Here is a 20,909-nt window from a genome sequence, read left to right as displayed (position 1 = left end):
AGCCATTGTTATAATATTTGAACATAAATGTAGTCAAAACCAGGTGTTGTATTTATTGTTTAAAATTTTTATGAATAGTGGTTATTCAACTACATTTTTCTGTCTAAACACCAAGTTAATTCACAAGCTAAGCAAATGCCATTGAAAAGCGCACGGTTCAATGCTAAATTCTAACAAACTTCTGCCTCGCGAGTTGCCATGAGCAAGCTAACACCCGAAACACCCTCCAATCACTCTGATGATACCCCACCAAATAAAAAAAATGGCGAGATTAATGAGACTGTTGATACACCGATAGACTCAGAACCAGCAGCAGTTGATGAGTCGCGCGTGCAGCAAGAGCAAACAGATTCGAGCGCCGATAAAATAGAAGCAGATAAAGCGCCAGCGACCGACATCTCATTGATCGGTGCAGAGAAGACTTCGCGACACTATGAAACAGACCATCAATCATTTTTTATGCAGCGCGGCTATCAGATATTGTTAGTGGTCGGGTTGATTGCTGCATTTTTATTAGTGATGGTTTATCAGACTCTGTTTGGACGTATTACCCAGTCGCAGCAGATGGTCACTATTGAGCCAGGCCAGACTTATTATGGGTTATTGCCGCAGTGGCAGAATGTTCCATTGTTTTCTGCCAGTATCGCCAAGTTTTATATCAAGTCGCAAGTCGATGCACCGCTACATGCTGGCATTTACCAAATACCTGAGAACCCAACGGTCGCTGAAGTGTTGCAAGTGTTAGAGCAAGGCGCAAAAGCGGCCATGGTAAAAGTGCAAATTATTGAAGGTAAAACCTCTAAGGATTTATATCAAGCGTTACGCGATAATAAAGGCATCAAAAAAGAAGTGCTGACCGCTGATGCAGATAATGCCAGTATTGCACAAGCATTGGACTTGGTTGGTATATTGCCGGACTCTGTAATTAATAGTGATGACCCTATCGTCAATCATAACCTTGAAGGTTGGTTTTCACCTGATACGTATTATTATGGTGAAGGCACCAGTGATAAGCAGGTACTGACGGACTTGTATAAGCGTCAACAACAAGCACTCGCTAAAGCGTGGGAGAATCGTGCACCAGATCTGCCCTATAAGAGCCCTTATGAAGCGCTAGTGATGGCCTCTATTATTGAAAAAGAAACCAGCGTCGCTGCAGAGCGTCCAATCGTTTCTGCGGTCTTTAACAATCGTTTGAATAAAGGCATGCGTATGCAAACTGATCCGACCATTATTTATGGTATGGGCAGCCGCTACGAAGGCAATATTCGCCGCAAAGATATTGATGAAAAAACATCTTATAACACCTATCAAATTGATGGCTTGCCGCCCACGCCAATTGCGCTACCTTCAGCAGCTTCTATTGAAGCGACCTTACATCCTGCTGATAGCCAGGCGCTATACTTTGTGGCAACTGGTAATGGTGGGCACAAATTTACCAATAGCTTGGCTGAGCACAATCAGGCGGTAAGAGATTATTTGAGCGTGATGCGTGAAAAAAAATCACAAACGCCGCCGCAATAGATTCGCGTGTGCTATTACTTATTAATAGCCATTAATCGTTGATAGTTGCCATACACACTGCTCAGTTTTTATAAAGGATAACGGCTATTTATTTAAAATTAATCTTGCCAAGTCATAAAAGACATACAAAATATAAGGCGACATCATGTCAGCATCGTTAACCGCTGGTTCGACCCAAACTGATACTGACTCTGCTACTACCAATAAAGCGCCAGCTAGGCTAGAACAGCAAGGGCGCTTTATTAGTGTTGAGGGTACAGAAGGCGTGGGAAAGACCACCGCTATACAACAGTTATGCGCACGTCTACAAGCCAATGATATTGATTATCTACGCACACGTGAGCCGGGTGGCAGTCCTTTTGCTGAGCGGTTACGAAGTATATTGCTAGATCCTGCGACTGATATCAATGACGATACTGAGCTGCTGTTATTGTTTGCCGCACGTTGTGATCATCTGCAGCAGATTATTCTACCGGCATTACAGCGTGGGACTTGGGTGATATGTGACCGATTTATAGACTCGACCATTGCTTATCAGGGCTTTGGCCGTGCTCATGGTGACAGTGCTGTATTGACTAAGATTGAGACGCTCATTGCGCAGTTTGTTCCGCAATTGCCTGAGCTAACGTTGTGGTTAGATTTGCCCGTATTAGAGGGCATGGCACGGGCTGGCAAGCGCAGTGCCGCCGATCGCTTTGAGCAACAAGCAACGGCATTTTTTACACGAGTACATGAAGGCTTTACCACCCTTGCTGCTGAGCATCCTGAACGCATTCAGCGTATTGATGCGTCAGGTAATGCTGATGAAGTGAGCATGCGAGTGTGGCAAGTGATGCAAACGCAATTCCAGTTGAGTTAACCTATAGTCAATGAAAAGTAATATCGATACATAATCTACTGCTGGCATAAGTTTTTCTTGCTTGCTGTGCCTACGCAGACAGAAGCTGCAAAAAGCGTATACCAGCAGTACCGTCGCGTTTTTAAGATATTTTAACTATAGGTTACGCCAACCTTCATATCGGTTGCAATCCACAAATCCCCATCAAAAAGCCCAGCGTGCTGTTATTAATAGCCGCTGGGCTTTTTGTCAATACAGTTGAGTCAAGGTCACCTGTTATTTGTCTAAGTCTTCATCAGGGCTAGCCTTGATAGCGCCTTTATCATTACTGGTGTCAGGCAGACGATTGGGATCAAGTGCTCCTTTCTTCGTTTTGGGGGCACTGCCATTACCATTAGTACTGCTACTAACGGTTTTCTTGGATGTTGCTGAGTTTTCAGACACGATGCCTTTAGTTTTTACACTAGCTACCTTTTCTTTCAAAGCGGCTTTTTTATCGGTGACTTCTTTAACCGTTTTCTCTATTACTGTTGGCGATGCTATATTGGCAGTCTTGAGTGATTCATCTTGCGCGGCGTTTTCTTTGTGTTCTACCAACTTGTTCTGCTCTTGCTCTGACTCATCTACTATGTCAATAGGCAATTCTTTTTCTTTACGCTTTTCAGGTGCTTTAGATTTGGCTTCAAACTCAGCATCTGCAATCGCGCGAGCTTGCTCTTGTTTGGCAGTGACATCTACGGGTCTCGGCTGGATATCATCATCAACCACTAAAGCGATAAGTTTGCGATCGCGCGAAACAGTACCATCAAACTTATCGGTAAAGATTTGAATCTTACCTTCTTTATCGACGGTATAGAGTGGCACAAACTGCTTATTATCAGCTTTATACTGCTCAAAACTATAGCTGTCAGTAATATTGGTAATTTTAATACGCGCTTTTTTTGATAGCATGCTGGCCAGCTTGGTATAGGTCACATCTTTACCAAATAGCCACTGGGAATGAAAGTTTGATTGCTTATCATCGCGTTCGCTTCTGACTTTTTCATCACTGAATTTGAGTCGAAAGAGTCTTCTTTCACCGAACTCGTGGCGATAATGAATCTCAGACAAGGTGTTCATTTCCTTATCCATACTCATGGCGAACAAATGACCGATACCGATTAAGTCGAGGTGATGATCAGCGTGATCAGAAATTGGGTTACCAAAATAGGTGCGCAGGCCACTCATGCGCGCGCGTGCAATGTTGGTGTAGTTATTATGAGCGACAATGACATCGAAGCCTTGGTCTTTCAATGACGTGGCGACCAATAGTGCGACGGGATTGGAGCCGACTACTAAAATACCATTGGTCTCAGGCTCGCGCACGCCTAACCAATTGCCAACCATCTTTGCGCCTAAGCCCTGAATCATCACGGTACCGATGATAACTATAAATACTAACGGTACCAATAGCTCAACGCCTTGAATATCATACTCTTGCAAGCGAATGGCAAATAGTGAGGAGATAGCTGCGGCGACAATACCGCGCGGGCCAATCCAGCTGATCATCAGTTTTTCGTTGGTTTTTAGGTCGGAGCCAATAGAGGACGCCCAGACTGATAATGGACGGGCGATAAACATGACTATGGCCAACAATACTAGACCTGCAAAGCCAATACTCAATAGACTCTCTAACTCAACACGAGCGGCGAGAATAATGAATAAGACCGAGATTAATAACAGCGTCAGCGACTCGTTAAATTCCAAAATCGTATCACGCGGGAACTTAGGCCAGTTGGCCAGCGCTACCCCCATTACCGTGACCGTTAATAAGCCAGATTCGTGCTCTAAATGATTCGATATCGAAAACAAAAGCAGCACAAAGGCTAGAGTAAACACATTGCGCAAAAATTCAGGCACCATATGTCGGCGCATGAGGAAAGCCAGCGCCCAGGCGCCAGCCAGACCGATAGCCGTTGCCAAGACTACAATCTTGGCAAATAGCAAAATACTACTGGCCTCGCCGCCGGAAATGATATATTCATAAACCAATACCACCGCAATGGCACCGATTGGATCGATGATAATGCCTTCCCATTTCAAGATATTAGAAATAGTCTTATTCGGACGGACACTGCGTAGGAGCGGCATAATCACGGTTGGGCCAGTCACACAAACCAGCGCACCAAATAACAAGGCGATTAAGGGATCAACGTCGAATAATAGATAAGTTGATAGTGCCACGATGGCGATAGTAATGAGTACCCCGACCGATACCAGCATCTGTACCACAGTACCGTGTTGCTTGATCTCATCAAATTCTAGGGTTAGCGAACCTTCAAACAAAATAATCGCGACCCCCAAAGAGATAAAGGGAAACATCAGTTCACCCAAGACTAAATCAGGATCGAAAATGCCCAGAACAGGTCCAACAATAATACCAATCAGTAACAAAAACAAAATGGACGGTTGCTTTAAATACCAAGCCAACCATTGGGCGGCAATGCCAATCCCAACCACGCCGGATAGCAAGAGGGCGGTATCCATAAATTAATCCTTTTATAATCTTGTTATACTTTATGTCGAGTAATGGCTGCCATAGAGCTTACTATAGTGAAATTATGACAAACGGTTATAACGGTTTTGGTAATATAAGCCATCTAGTGTAGTTGTGTTATAGAGTAGCAGGGACAAAAGTGCTCCGAGTTAAAAAAGGTCGTTGAGGGTCTCAACAGATAATCAATAAAAGCTAATGATAGCCAACTTAGCAAGCTTATAGGCGGTCAATAATAATATTTCCATATTGACTTTTGTTTGCTTCTGAAGTTATTTGGCTTATTATAATAGCATGATTTTATTTTATTGATGTCAAGCCCATTGTTCATTGTAATGGTAGGTAAGGGTAGTCGTTCTGTTTGAGCTATTATTTGGTTACCTAAATAGCCCTGCCTTAGGTTATTCTACTGTGTAGTGACCATAATAAGATAATAATAAGATAATAATAAAATTTATCATACAATAGCTGTGTCTATTGGGTTTATTAAGAATATGGCTGCAAGTTTTGGCACGGCTCACTATTAAACTGATAAACTCTTAGATGCACAGATGTCAGGTAAACTAAATAATCAGTCATTCATTCAATACCGATATCTATAAATGCTAAGTTTACAACCAGTCCTCAATATTAACTGATAGGCGGACTAAGCATTGCTAGCAATAACAGTTATAAAATAGGCGTCAATAATTAATAACAGATATAAAGACCACTCACATGGGGACAACATGCCTAAACAACGCAGTACTCGTAAGATGCATAACTGGCTACAGCGCAGTACTCTGGCGCTAGCTATTGGCACCACCATGATGGTTAGTGTCAGTGCTGCGACCATGCCAAAAGCACATGCAGCAGTGACTACCGCAGATTTTTCAGATCTGGTACAGCAAGTAACCCCAGGGGTGGCGCGCGTTAATGTGACCAAAACGGTTAGTGAGGAAGAGCTGGCCAAAGCCCAAACCGCTGAACTACTACGGCAGTTCTTTGGTGATAAAATACGTATTCCTGAACAAGCGGTGACCCCAGCGATTGAGTATGCTTATGGGACCGCTTTTTTTGTCACAACCGATGGCTATATGCTTACCAATCATCATGTGATCGTCGGGGCAGATAAGATCACTGTGACGCTCAATGACCGAACGGAGCTAGATGCAACCGTTATTGGCAGTGATGAACGCTCTGATGTGGCCGTGCTAAAAGTTACTGGTAGAGAGTTCCCAGCCTTACCCATTGGCGATTCTAATATTATCAAAGTTGGTGAACCGGTATTGGCTATTGGCTCGCCGTTTGGCTTTGATTATTCAGCATCTGCAGGCATTGTTAGTGCCAAATCACGCAACTTCTCTCGCGAGACCAGTGTCCCGTTTATACAAACTGATGTGGCATTGAATCCTGGTAATTCAGGTGGACCACTATTCAATCAACGTGGCGAAGTTATTGGTATCAACTCACGTATCTTTAGCGGCACGGGTGGTTATATGGGGCTATCGTTCTCCATTCCGATCGACGCGGCGATGGATATCTACCAGCAGCTCAAAACTAACGGCGAAGTAAAGCGTGCCTATTTAGGTATTTATCCACAGGATATTGATCGTAATTTGGCTGAAGCTTATAAGCTAGCCCGTCCTCAAGGTGCATTACTGACCCGAGTATCACCAGACTCACCGGCACAACAATCAGGCTTGAAGTCGGGCGATATTATTTTGCAGTATAATGATATCCAGATTATGCGTGCATCAGATTTACTGAATCTAATTAATCGGGCTCGTCCCAATGACTCATTTCGCGCGTTGATTCAGCGTGATGGTAAGCAAATGAGCATGGCGGGTAAGCTCAGTCATGCCCCAAAAGATGTACAGGCCCAAGGCCGTGACCAGCAAGACGATGACGTAAGCTTAGGGCTGCGTTTGCGCAGCTTAACCCCAGAGGAACAAGCAGAGCTGGCTGCCGACAATAAGACCGGCATATTGGTTACCGCCGTTGACCCGACAGGCCTCGCTGCGCGCTCAGGAATCTTGGCAGGGGACGTTATCACGAACTTTCACCAAAAACCTATCAAAAAGTTAACGGACTTTTCAAGCGCCATCTCAGCACTACCCAAAAAAGGAGTGGTCACCATTGAAGTAATGCGCCAAGGTCTTCCTAGCATCATTGGCTTGCGTATTGAGTAACTAATACAATAAGGTCGTGCTTTTGGTAGTCTCCCACTTATCGATGTGTTGACGATTCGTTAAAACCACTCAAAATATTTCATCAACACTGAGAAATTACGCTAAACTAATTATTAAACGCATGTGATTTGTTCGTGCTATTTGTTCGTGTCAACAGTTGGGCAAATAAAAGGCAAATTGCTGCTCAATGGGTAGACTGCTTGTCAATTGATAGATAGCGGTCAAACCAAAATATGCTACACTAACGGGCGTTTCTATTGCTATATACGTGTTAAACGCAAATAATAGTAGGGTTTAATTGAGCATGCTGTCATTCGCTGCGAGCTCACTGCGTGAACGTAAATGTAGTATATGAACAAACGGTATTAACATCGTGCAAGGCATTGTTATTAACATTGATACTTGCAAACGACCTATCATGTGACGGCTTTGATAAAAGCTATGATAATACAGTAAGGCAGGGTTATGAGTACAGCATACGACGACATCAAAATCCAACTACAAGGCTCAATGGTAGCGTTAGTAACGCCCATGCATCCTGACGGCACAGTCGACTATAAACATCTGGCAGATCTCATAGATTGGCAAATCGAACAGGGTACCCATTGCCTAGTCGCCGTTGGTACTACTGGTGAATCGGCGACCTTGTCCATGCAAGAGCACAGCGATGTCATTCGCTATTTTGTTAAGCATGTCAAAGGTCGTGTACCCGTAATTGCGGGGACGGGTGCCAATAATACTACTGAAGCAATCAAGTTGACTCAAGACGCCAAAGAGGCTGGTGCGGACTGCGCATTATTAGTAGCCCCTTATTATAATAAGCCGCCCCAAGAAGGTTTGTATCAACATTATAAAGCCATTGCGGCTGCAGTTGATATGCCACAAATGCTCTATAATGTACCAGGACGTACCGTAGTTGATATTGCTCAAGCGACCGTTGAACGCCTAGCGGATATTGATAATATTGTTGCGATCAAAGATGCAACCGGCTCTGTCGCTCGCGGTGAACAATTAATCAAAGCGGTGGGTAGTAGAATGGTGGTGTTATCAGGTGATGATGGTACCGCGCTTGATTTAATGAAAGTAGGCGCTAAAGGTAATATTTCTGTCACTGCTAATGTTGCCCCAAAAGCGATGAGTGAGACCTTTACAGCCGCACTACGTGGTGATTTTACCGCTGCTAATAATATACATGATGTCATCAAGCACCTACATCGCGACCTATTTATTGATTCTAGTCCTATCCCTACCAAATACGCACTACATAAAATGGGTATGATAGATACTGGTATTCGTTTGCCGTTAGTATGGTTGGCTGAAGAGCATCATGCGACCATTGATAACGCTTTGGTACGGGCAAATTTACTATAATTTTTAAGCTATAAGTCAGTATAGACGCTACGCTAACCACTATCAGCGATACGTCCATACTGACGTCGATTGCTAACTCTGAGAGACAGTATGATGAAGACATCATTAACCACCCCAAAACTGCTTACCGTCATATTTACCTTAGTGTTAGGTAGCACTGTCGTATTGAGCGGCTGTCAAACTGCAAAAAGCTTGATTGGTAAGCGGGATAATGGCAGCTTGGAGTATCAAGAGAGCAAAAAGCTTGACCCTTTACAGCTACCTGCTGCGCAAGAGACAGCACCATTCGTACCTTTATATCCCACGCCTAATACGGGCGCAAATACGCTGACACTAGAAAACGAGTCGGGCAAACAGTACCAACTGCCTAAGCCTGAGCGCTCCGTTACTGTGACTACGGCCTCTTCTGAATAAACACCCTAGGTCTCCATTTATACGGCTAACGTACTTTTGCTATTATTAATATAGTCATCAATAACATAACTATTGAACTGCTTATTAATGCTGTTGTAGAGAGTACTTAGCGGTAGCTGCGCGTTTTTACCACATAAGCTTGAACGAACAGGAACTCCCATGATGCAAAAGCAACAATTGCTATATAAAGGCAAAGCTAAATCTGTCTACGAAACTGATAACAACGATTTTTTGATTTTACACTTCCGTGATGATACCTCAGCTCTTGATGGCCAGCGTATCGAGCAACTAGCACGTAAGGGTGTGGTTAATAACCGCTTCAACACTTTTATTATGCAAAAACTAGCGGAAGCGGGTATTGAAACCCATTTCGAAAAGCAATTGTCTGCCGATGAAGTATTAGTCAAACGTCTAGAGATGATTCCGGTTGAGTGTGTGGTACGTAATTTTGCTGCTGGTAGCCTGGTACGCCGTTTGGGATTAGAAGAAGGCCAAGTGCTAACACCGCCGACCTTTGAGCTATTTTATAAAGACGATGCACTCGGCGATCCGATGGTTAATGAATCGCTAGCAGTAACCTTAGACTGGGCAACAGAAGAGCAGCTAGCAAAAATGGAAGAGCTGACCTATCGAGTTAATGAGGTACTTAAAAAGTTGTTTGATGCTGGTGATTTAATGTTAGTAGATTTCAAACTAGAATTTGGCGTCTTTCATGACCGTATCGTTTTAGGTGATGAGTTCTCCCCAGATGGCTGCCGTATTTGGGACAAGAACACTAAGAAAAAATTAGATAAAGACCGTTTCCGCCAGTCATTAGGGGACGTTATTGAAGGTTATGAAGAAGTGGCCAAACGTATTGGTGTGCCATTAAGCTAAGCGTAAAATTGAATGAAGTGTTTAACCAATTTCATTACAATAAAAAACTGAGCCATGTGCTCAGTTTTTTTATGGCAATTTCGATTTAACGTAAGCTTGACTATAAGGATAATCGACTAGAGTTTGAGTGTTTGTTAGTATAAAAAATTGTGATAAATATAGTTCATGAAAAGTAATATTGATACATAATATACTGCTGGCATAAGTTTTTCTTGCTTGCTGTGCCTACGCAGACAGAGGCTGCAAAAAGCTTATACCAGCAGTACCGTCGCGTTTTTAAGGTATTTTAACTATATCTTCAGAATATAAGAAGGAAATTAAAATGTGAGCGAATGCAGAGTGATTGCATAATGGCTAGATTAAGGCGTATCGTACTAAGTGGTAGCTGAAACAAACTAACACTTCAAAGCCCTGAGTAGAGCCAGTATCATAGCAATATTGATTGACCCCTAAATTATTTATTGATAATAACAAAAGGAAAACACAGTGTCGCAGGCTCAGTCAAATGCCAAACAAATACCCGGTCTTAAGAAAGAACAACACACCGCTTTAAAAAACCTCACGGTTATAGGCTACCTAGAAGGCACCTCTTTCTTGTTATTGCTCGGCATCGCCATGCCACTAAAATATATGATGGGTATTCCAGAAGGTGTGAAATACATCGGTATGGCACATGGGGTATTGTTCATCGCCTATATCTTGATGCTTATGGTCGTCGTCAACAAAATCAAAATGCCACTCTGGGTCATGCCCGCGGGCGTACTTGGATCGTTCTTACCGTTTGGCCCGTTTATATTCGACCATTTGTTGAAAAAGAGCTTAAAGAAAGATGTGAAGAAAGCAAACTAAAACTAACCCTACTGCGGATGAGGCAAGCACACCCCATCAAGCAGGCCCAATGATGTAGGAAAAACGACCAGGTCATCTCCTTCTTGCCATGGCTGAAATTTGGTCATAGCTTGCAAGAACAATGGGTGCTCCAACCAGTGTTGTAGCCATAGCTGCAGCTTCGGGTAAGGTAAGCTGTAAAAAACATCACGATCTACATGAGCGAACTGGCGGACAAAAGGCATGATACCAATATCGGCAATGGTCGCACTATCCCCCAGCAGGTAATGATTTTTAGCCAACAACTCTTCTAAAATCTGTAAAAAGGCTTCACCTCGCTGCCGGTACTCGGTCTGGGTCATCTCAAAATGACGGTCGGCGTATTTATAGCGATCTAGCCAATGTTTAAAGTCGTTGTCGTTTTGTTCGATCAAAGTATTGGCCTGAGGCAAAACCTTTGCATCCAATAGCCCCTGTGAATCTTTTTGCTCAAGCGCCCAAGTCATTATCTCTCGGCTTTCTTCAATCACAGCACCATCCACAGTAGCATCAAAAACTTGTAAAATAGGCACAGTGCCTTTCGGGCTAATCGCTAGCATCTGCACTGGTTTATTTTTCAGAGTTATCTCCCGCAACTCCACCTGCACTTCGGCAAACAACAGGCCGAGACGGGCACGCATGGCATAGGGACAGCGACGAAAAGAGTACAGGCGATGCAGTGAGGAAGTCATAATTATTTATGGTAACCACTTAAGCTGGATATGAGGACTATCATCTTACTACTAACTACGTTCGATTAGAAATAGCAGCGGCAACAGTAACTGGTTATAAATTAGCTTCCTTTGGAATTTGAGCCAATAGAGCCGTCATCCCATCTTATTTTTATGCTAAGTTATTGATTATCTATACTTATATCATAAAGATAAAAATAAGGTCTAACTAATGACATCCTCTAAATCCTCACCTCCCCAAATAACTATACTAGACTCCTCTTGGTTCACCCGCCCAACCTGTGTGGTTGCTGGCGATTTGGTTGGTAAAATACTATGTCGACAGCTGACAGATAGTGATGGCTCACAAAAAGTGCTAAGGATGCGGATCTCTGAAACTGAAGCTTATATCGGCGAAGATGATGGATCAGTTCAGGCGCATGTGGCAAAAGGAAAAGAAAAATCTGAAATCATGTATCGCGAAGGGGGCGTATTTTATGTATATCTGACTTATGGCATTCATCATATGCTTAACTTGATCAGTGGGCCTTCAGAATCACCAGAATCGGTTCTTATACGGGCGGGGTTTTTAACGGTCAATAGTGATCGACTGGTAGAGGAGCAATTGCTCAGCGCGGATAAGCAGCTGACACATCCTAAGCAACTTGCCGGCCCCGGAAAATTGACTAAGCGTTTGCAAGTCAATCGGGACTTATATGGCAAGTCTATCAGTCCAGAATCTGAGGTTTGGGTTGAGGACGATGGTTGCCAGCCGCCAGTATCGCTGCGACCGCGTATCGGTATTGATTATGCTGGCGATGCCAAGGACTGGCTATTACGTTATATATGGACCGATCATCCCTCTTTATCAAAGAAGTAGAGCATGGCTATTTATTCAACATCGATTATTCAACATTGATTATTCAACATCGATTACTCAAAAGTGTTTTTTAAATATTTCTTTTCAATGCCTCTTCTAAAGATCTTTTCAAAGTTGCGTTGTCAAAAAAAGTTGCGTTGTTAAAATTAGATCATAAGGTGATGACATGTATAAGCTAACGGTTTTTATTCCTGAACAAGCTCTGAACGAAGTAAAGTCTGCGCTGTTTGCAGCGGGTGCAGGGACAATCGGCAATTATGAACAGTGCTGCTGGCAGGTACAAGGAATAGGGCAGTTTATGCCGCTGGCAGGTAGCACACCGCATATTGGGTCAAAAGATAGTTTAGAGATCGTCAATGAATGGCGGGTTGAGATGGTGGTTAAAGACTCTGCTATTCAGGCTGTTATTGCAGTGCTAAAGGAAGCCCACCCTTATGAGACACCTGCCTATGACGTGATCAAGGTGTTGGACTTTTGACTTAATTAATCATAAGAGAGGTCATAAAAATGCTCGGTAGACAGCTAAATATACCGAACATTGACTTATTTGGCTTTAAGTATAAAGACAGAAATATGTAGAAATAACTATTATGAATTTGAGTGACTGCTCGTCCTTGCTGACCTTAAATATATTACAATTGGGATAGCCAAGCTCGATGTTATAATCTTTGTGGTCGTGCTCAGCTTTGACTTCAATAATATAGCAGCCGACTCAGTAGCGGGCTTCTTTTTTGAAGAAGTTTCTGAGTTTTTAGGGTATCTTCGAGATAATTCTCTTATTTATACTGCCCTCTTATTTATGATGGTTATTGTTATTGTTATTGTTATTGTTATCGCTTGGCGTCACAGTAGTACAACCAACAGCGGTACCTAATAAAACAACCACTAGACTGGCAGAGAGGGCTGTTTTTAACATTAAGGGTGATAAAGTTTTTATAATAAAACTTTCTATCATGCTGTCAATACTCCGCTGATAGGTATTTTGGTTTTATAAAATTTTAGAATAGGACTTCATAATAAAAAAAGCCAGATAGAACCAAGGACTGGTTTATCTGGCTATAGACGTCAAGACATAAACAACGCCAAAATTTTAGCTTAACATTGAAAAAAATATAGGCATCAAGCGTTAATCTTTTTCAATTTTAATCACGTTTAGGTTGGGATAGCCTAGGGTGATCTCGTAGTCTTGTGAGCCGCGTTTGGCTTCAATTTCAAAGATACCACGATTATTCTTTTCCTCAAGCTCAATATCTTTGACCCGATAACCCATCCCTTGAACCTTATTAATTGCCCGCTGCTTAACGGCAGGGTAACGCGCTTCTCTTTTAATATTGTCTTCAACATCATCGTTCTTATAACGTTTATTATTATTTTTATGTTTACCGTTGTTTTTATATTTGCCGTTATCGTAATAGTCATTGCCATTATTATGCTTGTTGTCTTGCCAAACGTTCGACCAGTCTTTTTTGTTCGAACTTATGAGCTTTAGCCCAGGATAACTATATTTCAGCTCATAGGGTTGATTGTTCTTTTTAGCATATACCGTAACAGCTTGGTTACCACGGTAATTATCAGGTTTTATATCCATCACCTGATAGCCCTTACGGCGTAAATCTTGGCGTAGCTGTTGGGTGATACGACCAAAATTACTATCACGATAATTACTATCACGATAATTATTGTCACGATAATTATTGTCACGATAATTGTTATCTCTATAGTCACCACCGCCATATGTAGGCTGGTTGTCGTAGCCTGAGGCCACAGTGGTACAACCGGCTGTAGTGAGCAATAAAGCTGCTGCAAGTCCAGTAGCTATTGCTGTATTGAGTGTTGAAGGTTGTAAAAATTTCATGATGTAATCTCTCATAGTATTTGGTAGCTTACTGTTTATATGTTTTTCTTAACGTTATTTTTTTGCTCTGATAATGGTGGTAAACAACTTATCTAAGAATATTTTTTGATATGACTCTTATCAAAAACGAGCAGCCACTAAATAGCGTTCGTACAGAAATTGCCTATCAAAATAAATATTTAGGGCTGGTCTAATACCAAAAATCAGAGTCATTAGCTTTATTGTTAGCCGATTTCTTGAAATAATTTCTTACATTCGTATATTAAGGTGCCAAACTTGATAACAGATGTCTTCGGCGTTAATAAGTTGTAAATATTGCAAATGCTTGCGTAAGAATTAAAGGCTTTGAGTGAATGGGGGCTTGCTAAGTGCTGTTTTTGTCGCTAACACTACCGCTATTTATCAAGTACGGCATGCCCGTAGTAAGAAGGAGTAATTATAATGTTATTAACGCTCATTTTGTTTTCAGGCTTTGCTGGAGCGACCGTATTTATAGGGGGATTACTGGCTAATTTATTCGATCATCATGTTAAAGACAGCCCAATTAAATATGAAGTTATTCATACTTTGATGTCATTTGGGGCAGGCATTATTTTATCCGCGCTGGCCTTAGTATTGGTGCCCAAAGGTATGGAGACACTCAGCATTTGGGGCGTGGTGGGTTCGTTTTTATTGGGGGCAGTGCTGTTTATGCTCATTGATCGCAAGCTTGCCAAATCAGGCAGTCAGCAAGCGACGCTTTTGGCGATGATGATGGATTTTGTGCCAGAGTCTATCGCACTCGGCGCCGTATTTGCCATTGAGCCACAGATGGCATTATTATTGGCTGTATTTATAGGGTTACAGAATCTACCGGAATCATTTAACTCGTTTCGCGATTTGGTACAAAGTGGTTTTAGTGTCAATAAAACCTTATTTATTTTCTTCGGGCTCAGCTTCTTTGGTATTCTCTCAGCGCTTGTCGGTCATTTCTTGTTGAGTCAGCATCCTAACCTCACTGCGCATCTGATGATATTTGCCAGTGGTGGTATTTTATATTTACTTATTCAAGACATCATTCCTGAGAGTAAGTTGAATAACAACCATTTGACCTCACTAGGTGCCTCGCTTGGGTTTTTAGTGGGTGTCGTTGGTGAGATGTTGATCTAAAAGTAAGAAGAAATGACTCATTATAAAGCGCTTGTAAGCATATGCTTACAAGCAAAGACGCTCACGCGACTTAACAACAAGGCAACAATTTGGCACTATAGATACACGGCATTAGGGAGTGCGACTCAAGGATTGAGTTTACCGTATTATGGATAATAATTCAGTTACTAGCATCAGGATGGTAATAGCAACTGAAGAAAGGACACATATCCCGTGCTGGTGGTAGATAATGCCAATAGTAGTTGTACGTAATGGGCAGGATGCCCAGCTGTCACGACACACTTGATATCTTGCAAGGATGCAGCGATTAGAGTGGTGATGGGTAACATGGATCGTTAACAATAAAGCCGCATAACAATTAATTGCTATGCGGCTTTATCGTGTCTAGAGTTTATGACAATTATGAGCGATATAAAATTATAAGCGATATAAAATTATAAGTGATATAAGAAGCGCCTATATAAATGGCGCTACCGATCATTAAAATTTAGTTGGCCTCTTTTTTTTCGTAGTACTTAAAATCCACTCTTTTTTTAGTGCATTGTTATAAGTGGTCATTATATTCAGTTCTTATAAAATTATTGATAGCTCATACAAGTTTTTATGTGTGATGTATCTATCAACTAATATTTATTATCACGGCGCCATTCGTCCACTTCACGTTCAGCATCGTCTTTAGCATGGCCATAACGCTCTTGCACACGGCCGACTAGCTTGTCGCGGCTACCTTCGATATGGGTGAGGTCATCATCAGTTAGGTCGGCCCACTTCTGTTTTACTGCGCCTTTCATCTGATTCCACTCACCTTTTAGAGTATGTTCATTCACAGTTATATTCCTCTTTCTATTTATTAAATTATTGACCGCAATACTTATATTGTAATGGATGTTTTTTAGTTATTGCTCTTCATCACCAATTTTATTATTGCTTTGCTATACAAGCGCTTAGCTTGTAGCACTGAATATAGGCGGTTTAGATTGTGTTGTCTGTATACACAATGTTTATAATGTTACTTAATTATAAGAAACGCCCTGTATGTGTTGTCCATACAAATGCTGTGTTATAGCAAACGTGAATTATGTCTATTATGCGTAATGATGATTAATAATTCATCGAAGTGATTTTTACTGACATTAATGAGTAGCGGAGAATCTATCAGAAAGAAAATCAATAAAAAGCAGAAGCCAAAACATGGAACTTCTGCTTTTTTATACTTCTTCTAGTATGAAGTCCTGAGTTATCTGGCTAAGTAGCCTTGATAGCGCTTCGTTAGTTTTTTTATTCGAATGCGATCACTAATCAGTGAAAATATCGGTGAGGCGTTTGGTTTAGGCGGCTTGCCTTCTCCCATACGTCGCAGTTGGCGCTTGACCACTGCCATCGTGGCAATCGCACTTAAGGTTTTGTCCTTCCATTGCACCCTTGGGTTGTGAGCGCTGAGTTGCTCATCTTTTTTCCAATCATTGGGCAAAGAAGGGTTCATTGCTAAAGCTGTTCCCATTCCGATGACATCGATACCGTGAGTCAATACGTCTTCCGCTATCGCTAAACGCCTGACACCGCCCGTGGTCATAATAGGCATAGTGGCCACTTGCGCAATATCTTTTGCGAAGTCCAAAAAGTAGGCTTCTCGCTGTAAGGTTCGGCCATCAGCGGTTGATCCTTGCATTGCTGGGCTTTCATAACTGCCACCAGACAGTTCGACCAAATCAACGGCCAGCGTATTCATCGCCAGAATAACGGTTTTTGCATCATTGGCATCGAAGCCACCACGCTGAAAATCAGCCGAATTTATTTTTACGGCTACCGCAAAGCTAGAGGCAACTTGAGCACGCACGGCCTTGATAACAGCAATCAATAAGCGCATACGGTTCTCAATGGATCCGCCATATTCATCCTCACGTTTATTGGTTAATGGCGATAAAAATTGAGAGAGTAGATAACCGTGAGCGGCATGAATTTGCACGCCATCAAAGCCTGCTTGTTCTGCTTTTACAGCGGTATCAACGAAGCGCTGAATCAGTTGCTCAATATCTTGGTGGGTCATGGCTCTAGGCTTACCAAATAAGTGAGAGTGCTTTCCCAAATCAAGGGGCACATCAGAAGGAGACAACACATCGCCTCCCATAGCCGCATACACTTGGCGGCCAGGGTGATTAATCTGCATCCAGACTTGAGTATTCTTCTGTTTGGCAGCTTGAGCCCACGCTTTGAAAGGGGCTATAGCACTGTTTTTTTCTAATACGATGCCACCTGGACCGGTCATAGCGCGGCCATCGACCATTACGTTACCTGTGATTAATAAGCCTGTACCGCCTTCAGCCCAGCGCTGATACAAGCGCAGAATAGCAGGGCCAGGAATTTGTCCTTCATCGGCCATATTTTCTTCCATGGCAGCTTTGGCTAGGCGATTGGGGAGACTGGCACCACAAGGGAGTAAAAACGGAGTAAAAACTGCTGACGTCATAATGGCAACCTAACGGTGTGGTTTTGTGAAAAATAAGTTCTGCTATGAATTAAACGATAGACTTATAGTTTAAATGACTATAGCCTTATAGTCGAAGTAATCTTTATAAATTTATAATCGCTTTATGTAACCTCAAACAAGTTACTTGAACCTTGATTCAATCATTTACTAGACAGGGATAGATCAGCTTTGAATGCATTAGCACAGCAACATTCAGTAGTACTGACAGCAGCATCAGCATCAGTACCAGTAGAATCGAAGCGTGAGCTGGCAAAAGCCAATACGCGTCGAGCGCTATTGAAAAGTGCATTACAGCTTTATAGCTTGGAGGGCGCTTGTGGTATGAGCATGAACAAAGTCGCTAAGGGCGCAGGTATCGCTCAGCCCAGCTTTTACAATCATTTTGATAGCATGGATGACCTGCAAAGTGAATTAAGTGCACAGCTGAAAGCCAATTATTTATCCCCTATGCGCATGGCTTGGGTGAACATGATAAAAGATTATGATTCCTTGAACAAAGACCAGTTCAGTCAGCGTTGCCAGCAGTGCCTGACCCTAATTTTTGACTCAGCATTTAAAAACATTGCTTTATTTCAACATTTAATCGAAGACCGCTCGCGTTGTGGCTCAAAGATAGAAGGTTTAGATAATAAGGGTTTAGAAAATAAAGGCTCATTAAACAAAGGCCTAGGAAACTTAATTATAGAAATACAAGAAGAGTGGGCGGACATATTTATTCAGGGGTTACAGTTATCCAATCGTTGTTTCGAACGCACTGATGTGAATCTCTGTGTCGATATCGCTAGTGCACAGGTCCATGAATTAATACTGGGTTGTCATCAAGAGCGTTATTCAAGACAACAGGCCATTGCTATATTAAGTACGAATTTTAACGCACTCTTTATCAATTTTTTTGCCCGCAAGTAACGATGATTAAAAGTAATTCATATAATGAAAACTAGGACTAATACAGAATAAAATGGAGCACGACAATGGTTAAAGCAGCTAAAGCGGCTAAAGTAACTACAGCTAAAGTAACTACAGTTAAAGCAACTAGGGCTAACGAACAGACACACTTTAGAACCTGTAACTTATGCGAAGCGATGTGCGGCATCGAGATAAAGCACGATGGCAACAAGGTCTTATCCATTAAAGGGGATAAAAACGACCCTTTTTCCCAAGGCTATATTTGTCCAAAAGCGACGGCCTTACAAGATTTGCATGAAGACCCTGATCGCTTGCGTCAGCCTGTCGAGAGAACTGCTAACGGCTGGAAGGAAATCAGCTGGACGGACGCCCTAGATAAAGTGGCTGCCGGTATTCAATCAGTACAGAAACAGCACGGTCAAAACGCCCTCGGTATTTATCTGGGGAATCCGAACGTACATAACTTGGGAGGCATGTTGACGATTAGGCATTTACTGCACAGTATAAAAACGCGCAGTCGCTTCTCTGCCACCTCAATCGACCAATTACCGCATCACATTGTTAGCATGCATTTATTTGGTCACATGCTGCGCATTCCTGTACCGGATGTCAATCGTACCCAGTACATGCTGATCATTGGTGGTAATCCGCTCGCCTCTAACGGCAGTATCATGAGCGCGCCGAATATGCGTCAGAAGCTAAAAGACATCAAAGCACGTGATGGCAAAGTGGTGGTGATTGACCCAAGACGTACGGAAACAGCAGATATTGCCAGCGAACATCACTTTATTCGCCCAGCGACCGATGTTTTATTACTGCTGGCCATGCTGAATGAAATCCACTTACAAGGTTATGCTAAAGAGCATGCCAAAAATAATAGAGCGGCGGCTTTAGCACCAGAAATCGACCGTATCGCCTCTTTTGCTAAAGATTATACCGCTGAGTCAGTGGCGGGTATTACTGGTATTACCGCCGTTGAAATCAAACGTCTAGTGAAAGAGTTTTGTGAGGCTGAAAGTTCAGTCTGCTATGGTCGTATGGGTATATCGGTGCAAGAGTTTGGTTTATTAAGCCAGTATCTCGCTATGGTCATTAATATCGTCACGGGCCGTTTGGATGAAGTTGGCGGTTTAATGTTCCCTAACCCTGCGGTCGACGTCGTCAATAATTCGGGTCCAGGCTATCTAGGTAAGCGGCTTAGCCGAGTAAGTAACTTGCCTGATTTTAATGGCGAGTATCCGGTAGTGGCTATGGCGGATGAGATGCTGGTAGAAGGGGAAGGGCAATTGAAGGGATTCATCAGCGTCGCTGGCAATCCTGTATTAAGTACCCCCAATGGTGAAAAGCTAGATAAAGCGCTGTCACAATTAGACTTTATGGTGTCGCTCGATTACTTCGTTACTGAAACCAGTCGTCATGCCAATATTATCTTACCGCCAGTATCGCCATTAGAGCGCGATCATTATGACCTTACTTTTAATGGTTTTGCTGTGCATAATGTGGCCAAATATTCGAAGGCATTGTTCAGTAAGAAAAAGAATGAAAGACATGATTGGCAAATTTACCTAGAGCTTGCGAAACGCTTGAATAAAAAAGTGCCTTTGGCAACCAAAGCCGAACGCTTGTTAATCAAGGTTTTAGGGCCAAAATTCTTGCTTGATCAAGGTTTGAGACGTGGTCCTTATGAAGGCATGACGTTAAAGAAGCTGAAAAAAAATCTTCACGGTATTGATCTAGGACCTTTAAAAAGTATGTTACCGCAAGCCTTAAAGCACAAAGATAAGAAGATTCATCTTAATGTTGATTTTTATCAAGCAGATTTAGACCGTGTGAAAGAGATGATGCAGCAATATGACGACAGTCAGATTCTACTCATTGGCCGTCGTCATGTGCGTAGTAATAATTCATGGTTGCACAACAGCCATCGATTGGTAAAAGGCAAGTCGCGCTGTACCTTGATGTTGCATCCTGAAACGGCGCAGCAGCATAGTATTGAGCACGGTCAAGACGTAAAAGTCAGCTCTCGGGTGGGTAGCGTTGTCATTGCAGCAGAAGTCACCGATGAGCTCATGCCAGGGGTTGTAAGTATTCCGCATGGTTGGGGTCACGGTCGCAAAGGCGTTAAGCAAAAGATTGCCCAGGCGCATGCAGGCGTCAGCGTTAATGATTTAACAGATGATACTTTAATTGATCAGTTGAGTGGTAATGCGGCAGTGAACGGCGTACCGGTGCAATTAGAGGCAATCCATGCAGAAGCAGGTGAGCTAGAGGTAAATAAGATCGATAAATTAGAAGCTACTGAACTTGAGGTATCGGGTTAAGTGGTATCGATCTAGAGGCTAGAGGACTCATTAATAATCTAAACT

At 42.5% G+C, this 20,909-nt stretch carries 17 protein-coding genes; 12 read left to right on the top strand and 5 right to left on the bottom strand.

The annotated features are described in order from the left end of the window. Positions 1 to 198 precede the first annotated feature (198 nt). Both mltG and tmk read left to right on the top strand, forming a co-directional pair. The gene (gene mltG / locus H4W00_RS01625) at positions 199 to 1,524 is read left to right on the top strand and encodes an endolytic transglycosylase MltG (protein ID WP_209955790.1); all 1,326 of its coding nucleotides are present in this window, start codon (positions 199 to 201) and stop codon (positions 1,522 to 1,524) included. A 145-nt stretch (positions 1,525 to 1,669) separates the two neighbouring features. Further along, the gene (gene tmk / locus H4W00_RS01620) at positions 1,670 to 2,383 is read left to right on the top strand and encodes a dTMP kinase (RefSeq protein WP_209955789.1); all 714 of its coding nucleotides are present in this window, start codon (positions 1,670 to 1,672) and stop codon (positions 2,381 to 2,383) included. A gap of 255 nt (positions 2,384 to 2,638) precedes the next feature. Here tmk and H4W00_RS01615 read toward each other — a convergent pair whose 3' ends face one another. Then, positions 2,639 to 4,888 (bottom strand): cation:proton antiporter domain-containing protein, encoded by a 2,250-nt coding sequence (locus H4W00_RS01615; protein WP_209955786.1) that lies wholly within the window; start codon positions 4,886 to 4,888, stop codon positions 2,639 to 2,641. A 735-nt stretch (positions 4,889 to 5,623) separates the two neighbouring features. Here H4W00_RS01615 and H4W00_RS01610 point away from each other — a divergent pair. The 5 genes from H4W00_RS01610 (at position 5,624) to H4W00_RS01590 (ending at position 10,576) form a co-directional block, all read left to right on the top strand. Next, positions 5,624 to 7,066, top strand: coding sequence for a Do family serine endopeptidase (locus tag H4W00_RS01610; RefSeq protein ID WP_209955784.1), 1,443 nt, complete (start codon positions 5,624 to 5,626; stop codon positions 7,064 to 7,066). Positions 7,067 to 7,531: 465 nt separating this feature from the next. Then, on the top strand, positions 7,532 to 8,437 hold the full coding sequence (dapA, locus tag H4W00_RS01605) for a 4-hydroxy-tetrahydrodipicolinate synthase (RefSeq protein ID WP_209955782.1): 906 nt from the start codon (positions 7,532 to 7,534) through the stop codon (positions 8,435 to 8,437). A 90-nt stretch (positions 8,438 to 8,527) separates the two neighbouring features. After that, positions 8,528 to 8,851: a hypothetical protein gene (locus H4W00_RS01600; RefSeq protein WP_209955780.1), complete on the top strand. Its 324-nt coding sequence runs from the start codon at positions 8,528 to 8,530 to the stop codon at positions 8,849 to 8,851. Between the two features lie 162 nt (positions 8,852 to 9,013). Next, positions 9,014 to 9,727 (top strand): phosphoribosylaminoimidazolesuccinocarboxamide synthase, encoded by a 714-nt coding sequence (purC, locus tag H4W00_RS01595; protein WP_209958799.1) that lies wholly within the window; start codon positions 9,014 to 9,016, stop codon positions 9,725 to 9,727. Between the two features lie 516 nt (positions 9,728 to 10,243). Next, positions 10,244 to 10,576 (top strand): DUF3817 domain-containing protein, encoded by a 333-nt coding sequence (locus H4W00_RS01590; RefSeq protein ID WP_442966452.1) that lies wholly within the window; start codon positions 10,244 to 10,246, stop codon positions 10,574 to 10,576. Between the two features lie 8 nt (positions 10,577 to 10,584). Here H4W00_RS01590 and H4W00_RS01585 read toward each other — a convergent pair whose 3' ends face one another. Further along, positions 10,585 to 11,286, bottom strand: coding sequence for a glutathione S-transferase (locus H4W00_RS01585; RefSeq protein WP_209955775.1), 702 nt, complete (start codon positions 11,284 to 11,286; stop codon positions 10,585 to 10,587). Positions 11,287 to 11,497: 211 nt separating this feature from the next. Here H4W00_RS01585 and H4W00_RS01580 point away from each other — a divergent pair, with 211 nt between their 5' ends. Both H4W00_RS01580 and H4W00_RS01575 read left to right on the top strand, forming a co-directional pair. After that, positions 11,498 to 12,145: a DNA-3-methyladenine glycosylase gene (locus H4W00_RS01580; RefSeq protein ID WP_209955773.1), complete on the top strand. Its 648-nt coding sequence runs from the start codon at positions 11,498 to 11,500 to the stop codon at positions 12,143 to 12,145. Positions 12,146 to 12,311: 166 nt separating this feature from the next. Then, a complete protein-coding gene (locus H4W00_RS01575; RefSeq protein ID WP_209955771.1) occupies positions 12,312 to 12,623 on the top strand; it encodes an NGG1p interacting factor NIF3 in 312 nt (103 codons plus the stop codon). Positions 12,624 to 13,271: 648 nt separating this feature from the next. Here the strand turns inward: H4W00_RS01575 and H4W00_RS01570 are convergent. Further along, entirely contained in the window at positions 13,272 to 14,000 is a 729-nt protein-coding gene (locus H4W00_RS01570; RefSeq protein WP_209955768.1) for a hypothetical protein, read from the bottom strand. Positions 14,001 to 14,441: 441 nt separating this feature from the next. On the opposite strand from H4W00_RS01570, the gene H4W00_RS01565 reads away from it, so the two are divergent. Continuing rightward, entirely contained in the window at positions 14,442 to 15,149 is a 708-nt protein-coding gene (locus tag H4W00_RS01565) for a ZIP family metal transporter (RefSeq protein ID WP_209955766.1), read from the top strand. Between the two features lie 623 nt (positions 15,150 to 15,772). Here H4W00_RS01565 and H4W00_RS01560 read toward each other — a convergent pair. Further along, positions 15,773 to 15,976, bottom strand: coding sequence for a CsbD family protein (locus tag H4W00_RS01560; protein ID WP_209955764.1), 204 nt, complete (start codon positions 15,974 to 15,976; stop codon positions 15,773 to 15,775). A 410-nt stretch (positions 15,977 to 16,386) separates the two neighbouring features. Then, complete coding sequence (locus H4W00_RS01555; protein ID WP_209955762.1) at positions 16,387 to 17,616, bottom strand: NADH:flavin oxidoreductase/NADH oxidase family protein; 1,230 nt, start codon at positions 17,614 to 17,616, stop codon at positions 16,387 to 16,389. A gap of 189 nt (positions 17,617 to 17,805) precedes the next feature. On the opposite strand from H4W00_RS01555, the gene H4W00_RS01550 reads away from it, so the two are divergent. Beyond that, positions 17,806 to 18,543, top strand: a complete 738-nt coding sequence (locus H4W00_RS01550) for a TetR/AcrR family transcriptional regulator (protein ID WP_209955760.1) — start codon at positions 17,806 to 17,808, stop codon at positions 18,541 to 18,543. Between the two features lie 65 nt (positions 18,544 to 18,608). Further along, positions 18,609 to 20,864, top strand: coding sequence for a molybdopterin oxidoreductase family protein (locus H4W00_RS01545; RefSeq protein ID WP_209955758.1), 2,256 nt, complete (start codon positions 18,609 to 18,611; stop codon positions 20,862 to 20,864). Positions 20,865 to 20,909 lie beyond the last annotated feature (45 nt).

This window comes from Psychrobacter sp. PL19, from assembly GCF_017875835.1.
Taxonomy (GTDB): domain Bacteria; phylum Pseudomonadota; class Gammaproteobacteria; order Pseudomonadales; family Moraxellaceae; genus Psychrobacter.
Note: the sequence above shows the minus strand (reverse complement) of the source record. Positions and strands in the feature narration are given on the sequence as shown.

Bases quoted from the DNA above. Each gene is read 5' to 3' on its own strand.
- mltG (WP_209955790.1), top strand. From the start codon at position 199: ATGAGCAAGCTAACACCCGAAACACCCTCCAATCACTCTGATGATACC.
- tmk (WP_209955789.1), top strand. From the start codon at position 1,670: ATGTCAGCATCGTTAACCGCTGGTTCGACCCAAACTGATACTGACTCT.
- H4W00_RS01615 (WP_209955786.1), bottom strand. From the start codon at position 4,888: ATGGATACCGCCCTCTTGCTATCCGGCGTGGTTGGGATTGGCATTGCC.
- H4W00_RS01610 (WP_209955784.1), top strand. From the start codon at position 5,624: ATGCCTAAACAACGCAGTACTCGTAAGATGCATAACTGGCTACAGCGC.
- dapA (WP_209955782.1), top strand. From the start codon at position 7,532: ATGAGTACAGCATACGACGACATCAAAATCCAACTACAAGGCTCAATG.
- H4W00_RS01600 (WP_209955780.1), top strand. From the start codon at position 8,528: ATGATGAAGACATCATTAACCACCCCAAAACTGCTTACCGTCATATTT.
- purC (WP_209958799.1), top strand. From the start codon at position 9,014: ATGCAAAAGCAACAATTGCTATATAAAGGCAAAGCTAAATCTGTCTAC.
- H4W00_RS01585 (WP_209955775.1), bottom strand. From the start codon at position 11,286: ATGACTTCCTCACTGCATCGCCTGTACTCTTTTCGTCGCTGTCCCTAT.
- H4W00_RS01580 (WP_209955773.1), top strand. From the start codon at position 11,498: ATGACATCCTCTAAATCCTCACCTCCCCAAATAACTATACTAGACTCC.
- H4W00_RS01575 (WP_209955771.1), top strand. From the start codon at position 12,312: ATGTATAAGCTAACGGTTTTTATTCCTGAACAAGCTCTGAACGAAGTA.
- H4W00_RS01570 (WP_209955768.1), bottom strand. From the start codon at position 14,000: ATGAAATTTTTACAACCTTCAACACTCAATACAGCAATAGCTACTGGA.
- H4W00_RS01565 (WP_209955766.1), top strand. From the start codon at position 14,442: ATGTTATTAACGCTCATTTTGTTTTCAGGCTTTGCTGGAGCGACCGTA.
- H4W00_RS01555 (WP_209955762.1), bottom strand. From the start codon at position 17,616: ATGACGTCAGCAGTTTTTACTCCGTTTTTACTCCCTTGTGGTGCCAGT.
- H4W00_RS01545 (WP_209955758.1), top strand. From the start codon at position 18,609: ATGGTTAAAGCAGCTAAAGCGGCTAAAGTAACTACAGCTAAAGTAACT.